This window comes from Pseudomonas sp. B21-019 (assembly GCF_024749225.1).
Classification (GTDB): Bacteria; Pseudomonadota; Gammaproteobacteria; order Pseudomonadales; family Pseudomonadaceae; genus Aquipseudomonas.
Window position 1 is genome coordinate 772819 of sequence record NZ_CP087193.1, and the last position, 16830, is coordinate 789648.

4 protein-coding genes, 2 tRNA genes and 3 rRNA genes are annotated in these 16830 nt (G+C 57.2%); all 9 read left to right on the forward strand.

The annotated features are described in order from the left end of the window. Positions 1 to 38: 38 nt before the first annotated feature. A complete protein-coding gene (locus LOY36_RS03370) occupies positions 39 to 1532 on the forward strand; it encodes a CoA-acylating methylmalonate-semialdehyde dehydrogenase (protein WP_019582319.1) in 1494 nt (497 codons plus the stop codon). 636 nt (positions 1533 to 2168) lie between these two features. After that, a 16S ribosomal RNA gene (locus tag LOY36_RS03375) occupies positions 2169 to 3707 on the forward strand. A gap of 82 nt (positions 3708 to 3789) precedes the next feature. Beyond that, a tRNA-Ile gene (locus LOY36_RS03380) sits at positions 3790 to 3866 on the forward strand. A gap of 29 nt (positions 3867 to 3895) precedes the next feature. Next, positions 3896 to 3971, forward strand: a tRNA-Ala gene (locus tag LOY36_RS03385). Positions 3972 to 4216: 245 nt separating this feature from the next. Then, positions 4217 to 7108, forward strand: a 23S ribosomal RNA gene (locus tag LOY36_RS03390). Between the two features lie 149 nt (positions 7109 to 7257). Beyond that, positions 7258 to 7373 (forward strand): 5S ribosomal RNA (rrf, locus tag LOY36_RS03395). The 16S, 23S and 5S rRNA genes sit together here with 2 tRNA genes alongside, the layout of an rRNA operon. A 156-nt stretch (positions 7374 to 7529) precedes the next feature. Next, positions 7530 to 10982 carry an exodeoxyribonuclease V subunit gamma gene (gene recC, locus LOY36_RS03400; RefSeq protein WP_258672301.1) on the forward strand — a complete coding sequence of 1151 codons (3453 nt, stop codon included), beginning with the start codon at positions 7530 to 7532 and terminating at the stop codon, positions 10980 to 10982. Continuing rightward, positions 10979 to 14668, forward strand: a complete 3690-nt coding sequence (recB, locus tag LOY36_RS03405) for an exodeoxyribonuclease V subunit beta (protein ID WP_258672302.1) — start codon at positions 10979 to 10981, stop codon at positions 14666 to 14668. Before recC ends, recB begins: the two co-directional genes overlap by 4 nt. Then, positions 14665 to 16773, forward strand: a complete 2109-nt coding sequence (gene recD, locus LOY36_RS03410; RefSeq protein ID WP_258672304.1) for an exodeoxyribonuclease V subunit alpha — start codon at positions 14665 to 14667, stop codon at positions 16771 to 16773. The genes recB and recD overlap by 4 nt, the downstream gene beginning before the upstream one ends. Positions 16774 to 16830 lie beyond the last annotated feature (57 nt).

Here is a 16830-nt window from a genome sequence, read left to right on the forward strand (position 1 = left end):
TTTCAAAGGACGCCTGTGGACAATTTCAGGAGCCCCGCATGAGCCTCATCCCGCATTTGATCAATGGCGAACTGGTGACCGAAGACGGTCGCACGGCCGATGTGTTCAACCCGTCCACCGGCCAGGTTATCCACAAGCTGCCGTTGGCCAGCCGCGAAACCATTCAGAAAGCCATCGACTCTGCCAAGGCTGCGTTCCCGGCCTGGCGCAATACGCCAGCGGCCAAGCGCGCTCAGGTGATGTTCCGTTTCAAGCAACTGCTGGAACAGAACGAATCCCGCATCGCACAACTGATCAGCGAAGAACACGGCAAGACCCTGGAAGATGCTGCCGGTGAATTGAAGCGCGGGATCGAGAACGTCGAGTTCGCGTGCGCGGCACCAGAAATCCTCAAGGGTGAGTACAGCCGTAATGTCGGGCCGAACATCGATGCCTGGTCGGATTTCCAGCCATTGGGCGTAGTGGCCGGCATTACCCCGTTCAACTTCCCGGCCATGGTGCCGCTGTGGATGTATCCGTTGGCGATCGTCTGTGGCAACTGCTTTATCCTCAAGCCGTCCGAGCGCGATCCAAGCTCCACGCTGCTGATCGCTCAATTGTTACTGGAAGCCGGCCTGCCGAAAGGCGTGCTGAGTGTGGTGCATGGCGACAAGGCCGCAGTGGACGCACTGATTGAAGCGCCGGAAGTCAAAGCGTTGAGCTTCGTCGGTTCGACGCCGATTGCCGAATACATCTACGCCGAAGGCACCAAGCGCGGCAAACGCGTCCAGGCGCTGGGCGGGGCGAAGAACCATGCGGTATTGATGCCGGATGCGGATCTGGATAACGCGGTCAGCGCGTTGATGGGCGCCGCTTACGGTTCGTGCGGTGAGCGCTGCATGGCGATTTCGGTGGCCGTGTGTGTCGGTGACCAGGTGGCGGATGCGTTGGTGGCCAAACTGACACCGCAGATCAAGGCACTGAAAATCGGCGCTGGTACAACTTGTGGCCTGGACATGGGGCCTCTGGTCACCGGTCAGGCGCGGGACAAGGTCAGCGGTTATGTTGAAGACGGCGTAGCCGCCGGTGCGAAGCTGGTGGTGGACGGTCGTGGTCTGAGCGTGGCCGGTCATGAGGACGGCTTCTTCCTGGGTGGCTGCCTGTTCGATAACGTCACGCCAGAGATGCGCATCTATAAAGAAGAGATCTTCGGGCCGGTGCTGTGCGTCGTCCGGGTCAACAGCCTGGAAGAGGCGATGCAACTGATCAATGATCACGAGTATGGCAATGGCACCTGCATCTTTACCCGTGATGGGGAAGCGGCGCGGTTGTTCTGCGATGAGATCGAAGTGGGTATGGTCGGCGTCAACGTACCGTTGCCGGTGCCAGTGGCGTATCACAGCTTTGGCGGCTGGAAGCGTTCGCTGTTCGGCGATCTGCATGCTTATGGCCCGGATGGCGTGCGGTTCTATACGCGTCGCAAGGCTATTACCCAGCGCTGGCCGCAACGGGCAAGCCATGAAGCTTCGCAATTCGCATTCCCTAGCTTGTAAGTAGAAGGGCAGAAGGCCGACCTCTTGAGGTCGGCCTTTGTGTTTTCGGGCTGTTTTGACCGATATGACAGAAATGTGAAATTAGAGGTTGACGGCAGATCCTGGACGTCTATAATTCGCCCCACTTCCGGCGCAGTCGAAACGTAAAACTCCTTGGTAAACAACGAGTTACGCAGTTTTCGGCAGCGGTTACGCTTCAGTTCATCGAAGCCAGAAGGAGTTGGTAAGGCAGGGTGTTGTCGCCTTATTGACGGTTCGATCCTCTCGGTCGAAAGCGGAGAAAAAGAGGTGTTGACAGCAGCGACTAACGCTGTAGAATTCGCCTCCCGCTAACGAGAGATCGGAAGCGCAAGTGGTTGAAGTTGCTGATGTTTCTTACGGGAAACTTTGAAAACTTCTGAAAATAACCGCTTGACAGCAACAGAGGCTGCTGTAGAATGCGCGCCTCGGTTGAGACGAAAGATCTTAACCAACCGCTCTTTAACAACTGAATCAAGCAATTCGTGTGGGTGCTTGTGGAGTCAGACTGATAGTCAACAAGATTATCAGCATCACAAGTTACTCCGCGAGAAATCAAAGATGTAACCAACGATTGCTGAGCCAAGTTTAGGGTTTCTTAAAAACCCAAAGATGTTTGAACTGAAGAGTTTGATCATGGCTCAGATTGAACGCTGGCGGCAGGCCTAACACATGCAAGTCGAGCGGCAGCACGGGTACTTGTACCTGGTGGCGAGCGGCGGACGGGTGAGTAATGCCTAGGAATCTGCCTGGTAGTGGGGGATAACGTTCGGAAACGAACGCTAATACCGCATACGTCCTACGGGAGAAAGCAGGGGACCTTCGGGCCTTGCGCTATCAGATGAGCCTAGGTCGGATTAGCTAGTTGGTGAGGTAATGGCTCACCAAGGCGACGATCCGTAACTGGTCTGAGAGGATGATCAGTCACACTGGAACTGAGACACGGTCCAGACTCCTACGGGAGGCAGCAGTGGGGAATATTGGACAATGGGCGAAAGCCTGATCCAGCCATGCCGCGTGTGTGAAGAAGGTCTTCGGATTGTAAAGCACTTTAAGTTGGGAGGAAGGGCAGTTGCCTAATACGTAATTGTTTTGACGTTACCGACAGAATAAGCACCGGCTAACTCTGTGCCAGCAGCCGCGGTAATACAGAGGGTGCAAGCGTTAATCGGAATTACTGGGCGTAAAGCGCGCGTAGGTGGTTCGTTAAGTTGGATGTGAAATCCCCGGGCTCAACCTGGGAACTGCATTCAAAACTGTCGAGCTAGAGTATGGTAGAGGGTGGTGGAATTTCCTGTGTAGCGGTGAAATGCGTAGATATAGGAAGGAACACCAGTGGCGAAGGCGACCACCTGGACTGATACTGACACTGAGGTGCGAAAGCGTGGGGAGCAAACAGGATTAGATACCCTGGTAGTCCACGCCGTAAACGATGTCAACTAGCCGTTGGGAGCCTTGAGCTCTTAGTGGCGCAGCTAACGCATTAAGTTGACCGCCTGGGGAGTACGGCCGCAAGGTTAAAACTCAAATGAATTGACGGGGGCCCGCACAAGCGGTGGAGCATGTGGTTTAATTCGAAGCAACGCGAAGAACCTTACCAGGCCTTGACATCCAATGAACTTTCCAGAGATGGATTGGTGCCTTCGGGAACATTGAGACAGGTGCTGCATGGCTGTCGTCAGCTCGTGTCGTGAGATGTTGGGTTAAGTCCCGTAACGAGCGCAACCCTTGTCCTTAGTTACCAGCACGTAATGGTGGGCACTCTAAGGAGACTGCCGGTGACAAACCGGAGGAAGGTGGGGATGACGTCAAGTCATCATGGCCCTTACGGCCTGGGCTACACACGTGCTACAATGGTCGGTACAGAGGGTTGCCAAGCCGCGAGGTGGAGCTAATCCCACAAAACCGATCGTAGTCCGGATCGCAGTCTGCAACTCGACTGCGTGAAGTCGGAATCGCTAGTAATCGCGAATCAGAATGTCGCGGTGAATACGTTCCCGGGCCTTGTACACACCGCCCGTCACACCATGGGAGTGGGTTGCACCAGAAGTAGCTAGTCTAACCTTCGGGGGGACGGTTACCACGGTGTGATTCATGACTGGGGTGAAGTCGTAACAAGGTAGCCGTAGGGGAACCTGCGGCTGGATCACCTCCTTAATCGACGACATCAGCTGCTCCATAAGTTCCCACACGAATTGCTTGATTCATTGAAGAAGACGATACGAAGCAGCCCGAAATTGGGTCTGTAGCTCAGTTGGTTAGAGCGCACCCCTGATAAGGGTGAGGTCGGCAGTTCGAATCTGCCCAGACCCACCAATTTTGTGTGGGAATACCTGTAGAAATACGGGGCCATAGCTCAGCTGGGAGAGCGCCTGCCTTGCACGCAGGAGGTCAACGGTTCGATCCCGTTTGGCTCCACCACTACTGCTTCTGTTGTTGAAAGCTTAGAAATGAGCATTCCATCGTGATGATGGTGAATGTTGATTTCTAGTCTTTGGCTAGATCGTTCTTTAAAAATTTGGGTATGTGATAGAAAGATAGACTGAACGTTACTTTCACTGGTAACGGATCAGGCTAAGGTAAAATTTGTGAGTTGCTCTTTGAGCAAGTGCGAATTTTCGGCGAATGTCGTCTTCACAGTATAACCAGATTGCTTGGGGTTATATGGTCAAGTGAAGAAGCGCATACGGTGGATGCCTTGGCAGTCAGAGGCGATGAAAGACGTGGTAGCCTGCGAAAAGCTTCGGGGAGTCGGCAAACAGACTTTGATCCGGAGATGTCTGAATGGGGGAACCCAGCCATCATAAGATGGTTATCTTGTACTGAATACATAGGTGCAAGAGGCGAACCAGGGGAACTGAAACATCTAAGTACCCTGAGGAAAAGAAATCAACCGAGATTCCCTTAGTAGTGGCGAGCGAACGGGGACTAGCCCTTAAGTGGCTTTGAGATTAGCGGAACGCTCTGGAAAGTGCGGCCATAGTGGGTGATAGCCCTGTACGCGAAAATCTCTTAGTCATGAAATCGAGTAGGACGGAGCACGAGAAACTTTGTCTGAATATGGGGGGACCATCCTCCAAGGCTAAATACTACTGACTGACCGATAGTGAACTAGTACCGTGAGGGAAAGGCGAAAAGAACCCCGGAGAGGGGAGTGAAATAGATCCTGAAACCGTATGCGTACAAGCAGTGGGAGCCCACTTTGTTGGGTGACTGCGTACCTTTTGTATAATGGGTCAGCGACTTATTTTCAGTGGCGAGCTTAACCGAATAGGGGAGGCGTAGCGAAAGCGAGTCTTAATAGGGCGTCTAGTCGCTGGGAATAGACCCGAAACCGGGCGATCTATCCATGGGCAGGTTGAAGGTTAGGTAACACTGACTGGAGGACCGAACCGACTACCGTTGAAAAGTTAGCGGATGACCTGTGGATCGGAGTGAAAGGCTAATCAAGCTCGGAGATAGCTGGTTCTCCTCGAAAGCTATTTAGGTAGCGCCTCATGTATCACTGTAGGGGGTAGAGCACTGTTTCGGCTAGGGGGTCATCCCGACTTACCAAACCGATGCAAACTCCGAATACCTACAAGTGCCGAGCATGGGAGACACACGGCGGGTGCTAACGTCCGTCGTGAAAAGGGAAACAACCCAGACCGTCAGCTAAGGTCCCAAAGTTATGGTTAAGTGGGAAACGATGTGGGAAGGCTTAGACAGCTAGGAGGTTGGCTTAGAAGCAGCCACCCTTTAAAGAAAGCGTAATAGCTCACTAGTCGAGTCGGCCTGCGCGGAAGATGTAACGGGGCTCAAACCATACACCGAAGCTACGGGTATCACTTAGGTGATGCGGTAGAGGAGCGTTCTGTAAGCCTGTGAAGGTGAGTTGAGAAGCTTGCTGGAGGTATCAGAAGTGCGAATGCTGACATGAGTAACGACAATGGGTGTGAAAAACACCCACGCCGAAAGACCAAGGTTTCCTGCGCAACGTTAATCGACGCAGGGTTAGTCGGTCCCTAAGGCGAGGCTGAAAAGCGTAGTCGATGGAAAACAGGTTAATATTCCTGTACTTCTGGTTATTGCGATGGAGGGACGGAGAAGGCTAGGCCAGCTTGGCGTTGGTTGTCCAAGTTTAAGGTGGTAGGCTGGAATCTTAGGTAAATCCGGGATTCCAAGGCCGAGAGCTGATGACGAGTGTTCTTTTAGAACACGAAGTGGTTGATGCCATGCTTCCAAGAAAAGCTTCTAAGCTTCAGGTAACCAGGAACCGTACCCCAAACCGACACAGGTGGTTGGGTAGAGAATACCAAGGCGCTTGAGAGAACTCGGGTGAAGGAACTAGGCAAAATGGCACCGTAACTTCGGGAGAAGGTGCGCCGGTGAGGGTGAAGCACTTGCTGCGTAAGCCCACGCCGGTCGAAGATACCAGGCCGCTGCGACTGTTTATTAAAAACACAGCACTCTGCAAACACGAAAGTGGACGTATAGGGTGTGACGCCTGCCCGGTGCCGGAAGGTTAATTGATGGGGTTAGCTAACGCGAAGCTCTTGATCGAAGCCCCGGTAAACGGCGGCCGTAACTATAACGGTCCTAAGGTAGCGAAATTCCTTGTCGGGTAAGTTCCGACCTGCACGAATGGCGTAACGATGGCGGCGCTGTCTCCACCCGAGACTCAGTGAAATTGAAATCGCTGTGAAGATGCAGTGTATCCGCGGCTAGACGGAAAGACCCCGTGAACCTTTACTATAGCTTTGCACTGGACTTTGAATTTGCTTGTGTAGGATAGGTGGGAGGCTTTGAAGCGTGGACGCCAGTTCGCGTGGAGCCATCCTTGAAATACCACCCTGGCAACTTTGAGGTTCTAACTCAGGTCCGTTATCCGGATCGAGGACAGTGTATGGTGGGTAGTTTGACTGGGGCGGTCTCCTCCTAAAGAGTAACGGAGGAGTACGAAGGTGCGCTCAGACCGGTCGGAAATCGGTCGTAGAGTATAAAGGCAAAAGCGCGCTTGACTGCGAGACAGACACGTCGAGCAGGTACGAAAGTAGGTCTTAGTGATCCGGTGGTTCTGTATGGAAGGGCCATCGCTCAACGGATAAAAGGTACTCCGGGGATAACAGGCTGATACCGCCCAAGAGTTCATATCGACGGCGGTGTTTGGCACCTCGATGTCGGCTCATCACATCCTGGGGCTGAAGCCGGTCCCAAGGGTATGGCTGTTCGCCATTTAAAGTGGTACGCGAGCTGGGTTTAGAACGTCGTGAGACAGTTCGGTCCCTATCTGCCGTGGACGTTTGAGATTTGAGAGGGGCTGCTCCTAGTACGAGAGGACCGGAGTGGACGAACCTCTGGTGTTCCGGTTGTCACGCCAGTGGCATTGCCGGGTAGCTATGTTCGGAATAGATAACCGCTGAAAGCATCTAAGCGGGAAACTAGCCTCAAGATGAGATCTCACTGGGACCTTGAGTCCCCTGAAGGGCCGTCGAAGACTACGACGTTGATAGGTTGGGTGTGTAAGCGCTGTGAGGCGTTGAGCTAACCAATACTAATTGCCCGTGAGGCTTGACCATATAACACCCAAGCAATTTGCGCTTAAGAGCCAGATTGCGGTGTGTGAAGACGCAATGAACCGAAAGTTCGCAACCATTCACAAAAGCCGCACAAACTATCGCATACCCAATTTGCTGAAGCGTCGAAAGACGGTTCGGTACCCGAATTTCTTGACGACCATAGAGCATTGGAACCACCTGATCCCATCCCGAACTCAGAAGTGAAACGATGCATCGCCGATGGTAGTGTGGGGTTTCCCCATGTGAGAGTAGGTCATCGTCAAGATTAAATTCCGAAACCCCTATCTGCGTATGCAGGTAGGGGTTTTGTTTTGTCCGCAGGAAAGTTCGTACAGCAACATCGGAACGGTCCCGGCTGTCACGGTCTGCCGACAGTGCTAAGGTTCGGCCCTAGCTTTTGTATTTTCCCAAGGAAGCCTTTATGCCGGACGCTACGTCCCTCAGTGCTGGTTTTATGGTGGTTCACGGCAACCGCCTGGACGAGCTGCGCAGCCTGGTGGTCAGTTGGATGCGGCGCTACCCGCTGGCTCCCTTGGAAAATGAAATCGCCCTGGTGCAGAGCAACGGCATCGCCCAATGGCTGAAGCTGGCACTGGCCGAAGACCCTGAAGATGACGACATGGGCGGCTGCGGAATCGCTGCCGCCATCGATGTGCAGTTGCCAGGCAGCTTCATGTGGCAGCTCTATCGCATGGTGCTGGGACGTGACGAAATCCCGGCCAAGTCCCTGCTCGATAAAGCCCCTCTGACCTGGCGCCTGATGCGTCTGCTGCCACAGTTGATCAACCAACCGCACTTCGAACCCCTGCAGCGCTTCCTTACGAATGACACCGACTTACGCAAACGCTATCAATTGGCGGAGCGACTGGCGGATCTATTCGACCAATATCAGGTGTACAGGGCGGACTGGCTCGAAGACTGGGCAGAAGGCCGTCACCAATTACGAAATGGTAGAGGCGAAGCCAAAGCTCTGACTCCGGCCAACTGCTGGCAAGCAGAGCTGTGGCGTGCGCTGTTGCTGGATGTCGGTGCACAAGGCATGGCGCAAAGCCGCGCGGGTGTCCACCAACGCTTTATCGAGCGTATCAATAGTCTCGACAGGGCGCCCAGTGGGTTGCCGTCCAGGGTGATTGTTTTCGGGATTTCTTCACTGCCAGCTCAAGCCTTGGAAGCGCTTGCCGGGCTGGCTCGATTCAGTCAGGTCTTGCTGTGCGTACACAACCCATGTCGCCACCATTGGGCGGACATCGTCGCCGATAAAGACCTGTTGCGGCATCAATACAAGCGCCAGGCTCGCAAGCGCGGCATGCCGGTTGTGCTTGATCCGCAAACGCTCCATCAGCATGCCCACCCGCTATTGGCGGCGTGGGGCAAGCAGGGGCGGGACTACATCAATCTGCTCGACAGTTACGACGATCCCAACAGCTATCGCTCGGCATTTCGCGATGGGCGCATCGACCTTTTCAGCGATAACCAGCCTCAGAGCATGCTCAATCAGTTGCAGGACGACATCCTGGAATTGCGCCCCCTGAGCGAAACTCGCGAGAGTTGGCCTGCAGTCGATCTGACAAAGGACGAATCGATCCGTTTTCACATCGCCCATAGTGCTCAACGCGAAGTGGAGATTCTCCACGATCAGCTGCTCGCACGATTCAGTGCTGATCCAGACTTAAGGCCTCGCGACGTGATCGTGATGGTTCCAGACATCGACAGTTACGCCCCCCACATCCGCGCTGTCTTTGGTCAGCTTGATCGCCACGATCCACGCTTCATTCCCTTTACGCTCGCGGATCAAGGCCAGCGCGGCAGGGACCCGCTACTGATCGCTGTCGAGCATCTGCTCAAGCTGCCCGACAGTCGTTTCCCCGTCAGTGAGATTCTCGATCTGCTGGACGTTCCGGCATTACGCGCTCGCTTTGGCGTAGAGGAACGTGACCTGCCGACCTTGCACCGCTGGATCGAAGGCGCAGGTATCCGTTGGGGGATGAATGCCGAGCAGCGTGCGGGTCTGGGCCTGCCGGAAGAACTGGAGCAAAACAGTTGGCGTTTCGGCTTGCGACGGATGTTGCTTGGTTATGCCGTGGGCAGCGCCAGTGCCTGCGAGGGTATTGAACCCTACGACGAGATCGGTGGCCTGGATGCTGCGCTCATAGGTCCTTTGGTCGCACTGCTGGATGCACTGGAGATTGCCCACCAGGAGCTCACCCAACCTGCGTCGCCCAAACTCTGGGGCATCCGCTTGCAAGCACTGGTGCAGTTGTTTTTCCAGGCCAGTAATGAGCATGACGACTATTTATTGGCCCAGCTCGAAGAGCTGCGTGAGACCTGGCTTGAGACCTGCGAGTCGGTAGGCTTGCAGGACGAGTTACCGCTGACCGTAGTCCGTGAAGCCTGGCTGGCTGGCCTCGACCAAGGTCGCTTGTCTCAGCGCTTTCTCGCCGGTGCCGTCAATTTCTGTACCTTGATGCCCATGCGAGCGATCCCGTTCAAACTGGTCTGCCTGCTGGGCATGAATGACGGCGATTACCCTCGCGCGCAGCCGCCACTGGACTTCGACCTGATGGGCAGCGACTACCGGCCCGGCGATCGTTCCCGGCGTGAAGATGATCGCTATCTGTTGCTGGAAGCCTTGTTGTCGGCGCGGGACCAACTCTATATCAGCTGGGTCGGCCGCAGTATTCGGGACAACAGTGAGCGCCCGGCTTCGGTATTGATAGGACAGCTACGTGATCATCTCGCCAGCGGTTGGCGATTGCATGATGACAAGGCTGATCTGCTTGAGTCCATGACTCAGGAACATCCGCTGCAACCCTTCAGTGCACGCTACTTCCATGAAGGCGATGATTTGTTCAGCTACGCCAGCGAGTGGCAGGTACTTCATCAGTCCAGCGGTTTGACGCCTGCCATCGAGGTTCTTGAGCCCTATATTCAGGACGAGCCGCTGAGCCTGGGTCAGTTGCTGGATTTTCTGCGCAATCCGGTACGGCATTTCTTCAGTCAGCGACTCAAAGTGTTCTTCGAGGCTGCCGAAGCGCCTCTGGCGGATGAAGAGCCATTTGTACTCGACGCGCTGCAACGCTATAGCCTCAGCGACAGCTTGCTCGAAGCAGCGCTCGGGCAATTGGACCAAATCGATCAGGTACTGGAAGCACAGGCGAAACGTCTGCAGAACAGCGGGCTCTTGCCCATGGCCGGTTTCGGCGAATGTCTGCAGCGAGAGTTGATCGAGCCGTTGCCGGATCTGTTGCAGCGCTATCGACAGCTCCTGGCGTTATGGCCTTCCCCACTTGCCAGCGCGTTGCCCGTGAGTCTGGAACTGCATGGGCTGCGCCTGGAGGGCTGGCTCAGTGGCCTGCATCAACGTGCGGACGGTGGTTTGCTATCGGTCACCACGATTCCCAACAGCATCGGCTCGCTCAAGACCCGCAAATGGCATCGTCTGACACGACCATGGATCAATCACCTGGTTGCCTGTGCCAGCGGGATGCCGATGACCACCGCGTTGGTGGCCAGTGACGACAGTCTGTTACTGGCTCCCTTGGCGAAGGATGCAGCACTTGATGCCTTGGGTAATCTGTTGCTGGCCTGGCAAACGGGCATGCGCCAGCCGTTGCCGATTGCCGTAAAAACAGCCTTCGCCTGGCTGGCTCAAACCGATCCGGTCAAGGCTGACGCCGCCGCCCGCAAGGCCTATGAAGGCGATGGCCAGACCACTGATGGTGAGCGCCGCGAAAGCCCGGCACTCGCTCGGCAATACGCCGACTACGATGTTTTGATTGCCGACGAGACCTTCCCCGATTGGTGCGACGCTTTGTATCGGCCGCTGCTTGAGGCTCCCTGGCGTTCATTGACCAGCGAGGAGGCGCGCTCATGACCACGAAAACACCGCTGGCCCTGGCATTCCCCCTGCGTGGAAGCCAACTGATCGAAGCCAGCGCCGGGACGGGCAAGACCTTCACCATTTCTGCGCTGTACTTGCGCCTGGTCCTTGGTCATGGCGACGAGTCGAGTGGTTTTGGCCGTGAATTGCTGCCGCCGCAAATCCTCGTGGTGACCTTCACCGATGCCGCAACCAAAGAACTACGCGAACGTATTCGCACACGGCTGGCTGAAGCTGCGCGGTTTTTCCGCGATGAGACACCGGCGCCGGATGGCCTCATCGCCGAGTTGCGTGAGCAATACCTCCCTGAACAGTGGCCTGGTTGTGCAAACCGTCTGGACATTGCCGCCCAGTGGATGGATGAAGCGGCGGTATCGACCATCCACAGTTGGTGCCAGCGCATGCTGCGCGAACATGCATTCGACAGTGGCAGCCTGTTCACCCAGACCCTGGAAACCGATCACAGTGATTTGCTTGGCGAAGTCCTGCGCGACTACTGGCGACTGTTCTGCTATCCGATGCAAGGCGATGCGCTGAATTGGGTTCGCGGCAACTGGGGGGGGCCGGCAGCGTTGTTGCCGCGAGTGCGTGGGTTGTTCGCCAGCGAGCGTGACAGCGTTGAAGGTAAAGAACCTGCCGAGTTGATCGCCGAGTGCCTGGAGGAACGACGGGCCGCGTTGCTCGAGCTCAAGATGCCCTGGCGCCAATGGGCCGATGAGCTGCTTGCCATCTGTCATCAGGGCGTCGCGAGCAAAAGCGTCGATGGTCGCAAGATGCAGGCGCGCTATTTCGAACCCTGGTTCGAAAAGCTCCGGGCCTGGGCCGAAGACGAATCTCTGGAGCAACTGGACATTGGCACCGGCTTCACTCGCCTGACTCCCGATGGCATGGCTGAAGCCTGGAAAGGTGACGCTCCCCGTCATCCCGGTCTCGATGCGATGCCCGGCCTCAAGGCCAGTCTCGATGGCTTGCCGACCCCCGACGCCGCCGTGCTGCAACATGCCGCCCACTGGGTCGGTGCTCGGTTCGAGGAAGAAAAGCGTCGTCGCGCGGAAATGGGTTTCGATGACATGCTGCTGCGTCTCGATGCGGCGTTGCAGTCCGATGGCGGTGAGCGTCTGGCGACCTTGATCCGCGAGCAGTTCCCGGTTGCGCTGATCGACGAGTTTCAGGACACCGACCCGGTGCAGTACCGAATCTTCGAGAGCATTTATCGCATCGAAGACAACAACCCTGAATCCGGCCTGTTCCTGATCGGCGACCCGAAGCAGGCGATCTATGCCTTTCGCGGTGCCGATATCTATACCTATCTGCGCGCCCGGCAAGCCACCACCGGCCGCCTGCATACCCTGGGTACAAATTTCCGTTCCAGTCATGGCATGGTCAACGCGGTGAACCATGTGTTCGAGCGCGCCGAATCTCGTGAGCAGGGGCGCGGCGCGTTCCTGTTCCGTGAGAGGAGTGGCGAGAACCCGGTACCGTTTCTGCCCGTGGAGTCCCAAGGGCGCAAAGAAGTCCTGCACATTAAGGGTCAGGTTGTGCCTGCCCTGAACATCTGGCATTTGTCCTCTGACCAGCCACTGTCCGGCGTGGTGTATCGACAACAATTGGCCGCCGCCTGCGCCAGTGAAATTACTGCGCTGCTCAATGGCGGTCAGCAAGGCCGTGCGGGCTTCATCCAGGATGGTAAGGATCTCAAAGGCCTGCTGCCGGCGGATATCGCGATTCTGGTGCGCGACGGCAAAGAGGCCCAGGCCGTGCGCGGCGAACTTTCCGCTCGCGGTGTGCGCAGTGTTTACCTGTCAGACAAGGACTCGGTATTCGCCGCGCAGGAGGCCCATGATCTGCTGACGTGGCTCAAGGCCTGTGCCGAACCGGATGTCGAACGTCCCCTGCGTGCCGCGCTGGCCTGCATCACGCTGAACCTTTCACTGGCTGAACTGGAGCGACTGAATCAGGACGAACTGGCCTGGGAAGCACGGGTCATGCAGTTCCGCGGTTATCGCGAGCTCTGGCGCAAGCAGGGCGTGCTGCCCATGTTGCGGCGATTGCTACATGATTTTCAGCTGCCCCAGGCGTTGATCGCGCGCAGCGATGGTGAACGGATATTGACCAACCTGCTGCATTTGTCCGAGTTGCTGCAGCAGGCCGCCGCCGAACTCGATGGCGAGCAAGCACTGATCCGTCATTTGTCCGAGCATCTGGCGTTGTCTGGTCAGGCTGGCGAAGAACAGATCCTGCGCCTGGAAAGCGACGAGCAACTGGTCAAGGTCGTGACCATCCACAAGTCCAAAGGGCTTGAATATCCGTTGGTGTTTCTGCCGTTCATCTGCTCGGCAAAACCGGTGGATGGCAGTCGTCTGCCGCTGCACTACCACGATGCCGCGGGTAAGGCGCAGGTGAGCTTGAAGCCGACGGCCGAGTTGATCGCCCTCGCTGATGATGAGCGTTTGGCCGAAGACCTTCGACTGCTCTATGTGGCCCTGACCCGGGCACAACATGCCTGCTGGCTGGGTGTGACTGATCTCAAACGCGGTAATAACAATGGCTCGGTCCTGCACCTTTCGGCGTTGGGCTATCTGCTGAGCGGTGGTGCGCCATTGGCTGAGTCGGCAGGGCTGCGTCGTTGGCTGGAAGACCTGCAGCAAGACTGCGCGGCGCTGAGCTACGGTGAAATGCCTGACGCGACCGCCGAGCATTACCACCCGCCACGCAATGAAGCGACCTTGCTTGCCCCGCTGATACCCAGGCGCAAGGCCAGCGAAAACTGGTGGATCGCCTCTTACAGTGCCTTACGCATTGGTGACAGTTTGAGCGTGGGCAGTGACGAAGCACCGGAGAGCGCGCAAGCACAAAAGCTGTTTGATGACGAACGTCTTGATCCCGAAGCGCCACGAGAAGTCGCCGCTGGCGGCGCTGATATCCATCGATTCCCTCGTGGGCCGAACCCCGGCACTTTTCTTCATGGATTGCTCGAATGGGCCGGTGACGAAGGATTTGCCGCTGCACCGCAAACCGTGGAAGACGCGATCGCCCGTCGCTGCAACCGCCGTGGCTGGGAAGGCTGGATCACCACATTGAGCGGCTGGCTGCAGCACTTGCTCAAATCCCCGTTGCACATCGGTGGCGGGCAGGCGCCGGTGGTGTTCGAGCAACTGACTCAATACCGGGTCGAGATGGAGTTCTGGTTCGCCAGTCATAAAGTCGATGTACTCAAGCTCGATGAGCTTGTGCGTCAATACACCCATCACGGCGTGGCCCGGGTGGCCGCCGAACCGGTGCTGCTCAATGGCATGTTCAAAGGCTTCATCGACCTGACGTTCGAGCATGAAGGCCGTTACTACGTCGCTGACTACAAATCCAACTGGCTGGGCGTCGATGACGCGGCCTATACCGAGCAGGCCATGGAGCAGTCGATTCTCGATAACCGTTACGACCTGCAATACGTACTGTACCTGCTCGCCCTGCATCGCCAGCTTAAGGCTCGGCTGGTCGATTACGATTACGACCGACATGTCGGTGGAGCGTTGTATCTATTTCTTCGCGGTACTCGAGCGGCCAGCCAGGGTGTGTATTTTGCCCGTCCGCCACGGGAGCTGATCGAGCGCCTGGACCGGTTGTTCCAGGGCAAGCCAGAGCCCAAGGCCGAACCCGCCTGGGAACAGGGAGTATTGCTATGAGTCGCACTTTCGCCGATTTGCTGCCTACGCCGTTGGCGGCCGAAAGTCTGGCGGACCTGGCCCCGTTGAGCCGCGCAGATGACTTGTTGCTGCTGCTCACGCGCTGGGTCGAACGCGGCTGGCTGCGGGCGCTGGACAAGGCCTTCGTCGTGTTTCTCCACGAGCTCGCTCCCGACGATGATCCGCTGGTGCTGCTGGCCGCCGCGTTGATCAGTCACCAACTGGGCCACGGTCATGTCTGCCTGGATCTGTTCGAAACACTGAAAGAGCCGGACTTTGCCCTGTCGCTGCCGCCGGAAGGCGATGTGCAAAGCGGTGCGATGTTGCTGCCGTCGCAATTGCTTGAGGCGCTGGACGGCGCCCATTGGTGCAAGGTGCTGGCGTCCAGTCGTCTGGTGGCTCTGGCCGTCGATGGGCGTGAGGCTGCGCAACACCGGCCGTTGGTGCTGTCGGGCAAGCGCCTGTACCTGCGCCGCTACTGGGCTTACGAACGGCGCATCGACCACGCGCTGCGCCAGCGTCTGGCGACACACGAAGCAACGCCGGGTGATTTGCCCCAACGCCTGAGCGGGCTGTTCGGTCCAGCCAGGCTTGATGACGTGATCGACTGGCAGAAGCTCGCGTGTGCCCTGGCTACCCGAAGTGCATTCAGCATCGTCACCGGCGGCCCGGGAACCGGCAAGACCACCACGGTTGTGCGCTTGCTTGCATTGCTCCAGGCACCCGCAGTGGAGGCCGGTAAACCGCTGCGTATTCGTCTCGCGGCACCCACCGGCAAAGCTGCCGCACGATTGACCGAGTCCATCAGCCAGCAGGTTCAAACCCTGAAAGTGCCTGAAACGGTGCGCGAGAAGATCCCGTCGGATGTGACCACCGTGCACCGTTTGCTCGGCAGTCGTCCCGGTACCCGGCATTTCCGTCACCACGCGGGTAATCGCTTGCCGCTGGATGTATTGGTGGTGGACGAAGCCTCGATGATCGACCTGGAAATGATGGCCAACCTGCTCGATGCGTTGCCGCCACATGCCCGTCTGGTGCTGCTCGGTGACAAGGACCAACTGGCGTCGGTAGAGGCTGGTGCCGTTTTGGGCGATCTGTGTCGTGATGCCGAAGCCGGTTGGTACAGCCCGCAGACCCGCCAGTGGCTGGAGGCGGTCAGCGGTGAACGCCTCGATGCCAGCGGTTTACGGGAAGACACCCACGGTGCGCATCCACTGGCCCAGCAAGTCGTGATGCTGCGTCACTCACGGCGCTTCGGCGAGGGTAGCGGCATTGGTCAGTTGGCCCGTTGGGTCAACCAACAGCATCCCGAGGACGCGCGCAAGTTATTGGCCGCTGCAAGTCATGGCGACGTATTTTCCCTGCCCCTCAAGGGGGAGCAGGACCGTGCTCTGGAGCGCTTGCTGCTCGAAGGCCATGGCGGGGGGCCGCAAGGTTATCGGCATTACCTGAGTCTTTTGCGCAGTCAGCGACCAGCGCTCGACCGCCCGCTCGACGATCCATGCTGGGCTGATTGGGCTCGCGTGGTGCTGCAGGCTTTTGACGCTTTCCAGCTGTTGTGTGCCGTACGCAAAGGGCCTTGGGGCGTGGAAGGTTTGAATCAGCGCGTGACCGATGCGCTGCTCAAGGCACGGCTGATCGACAGCGACCATCAGTGGTACGAAGGTCGGCCCGTGCTGATGACCCGCAACGACTATGGCCTGGGTTTGATGAACGGAGACATTGGCATTGCCCTCAAGCTGCCGGAGCGTGAAGGCCCGGAGGCCGGACGGCACGTGCTGCGTGTGGCCTTCCCGCGTAATGACGGGCAGGGCGGTGTGCGCTTTGTCCTGCCAAGCCGACTCAACGATGTCGACACGGTGTATGCCATGACCGTGCACAAATCCCAAGGCTCGGAATTTGCCCATACGGCGTTGATTCTGCCGGATGCTTTGAATCCTGTGCTTACCAAGGAACTGATCTATACCGGGATAACCCGGGCCAAAGACTGGTTCACCCTGATTGAGCCTCGAGCCGGCGTATTCGAAGAGGCCGTGCGGCGCAAGGTCAAGCGCTTGAGCGGGTTAATGCTGGAGCTGGAAGAGGGTGCCTGGCCGAGCCATTGAGGGGCGGTGCCAGCCGCGGGAATCTGTCCGATGTGCCGGTGCGTCGCCTCGCTGGTG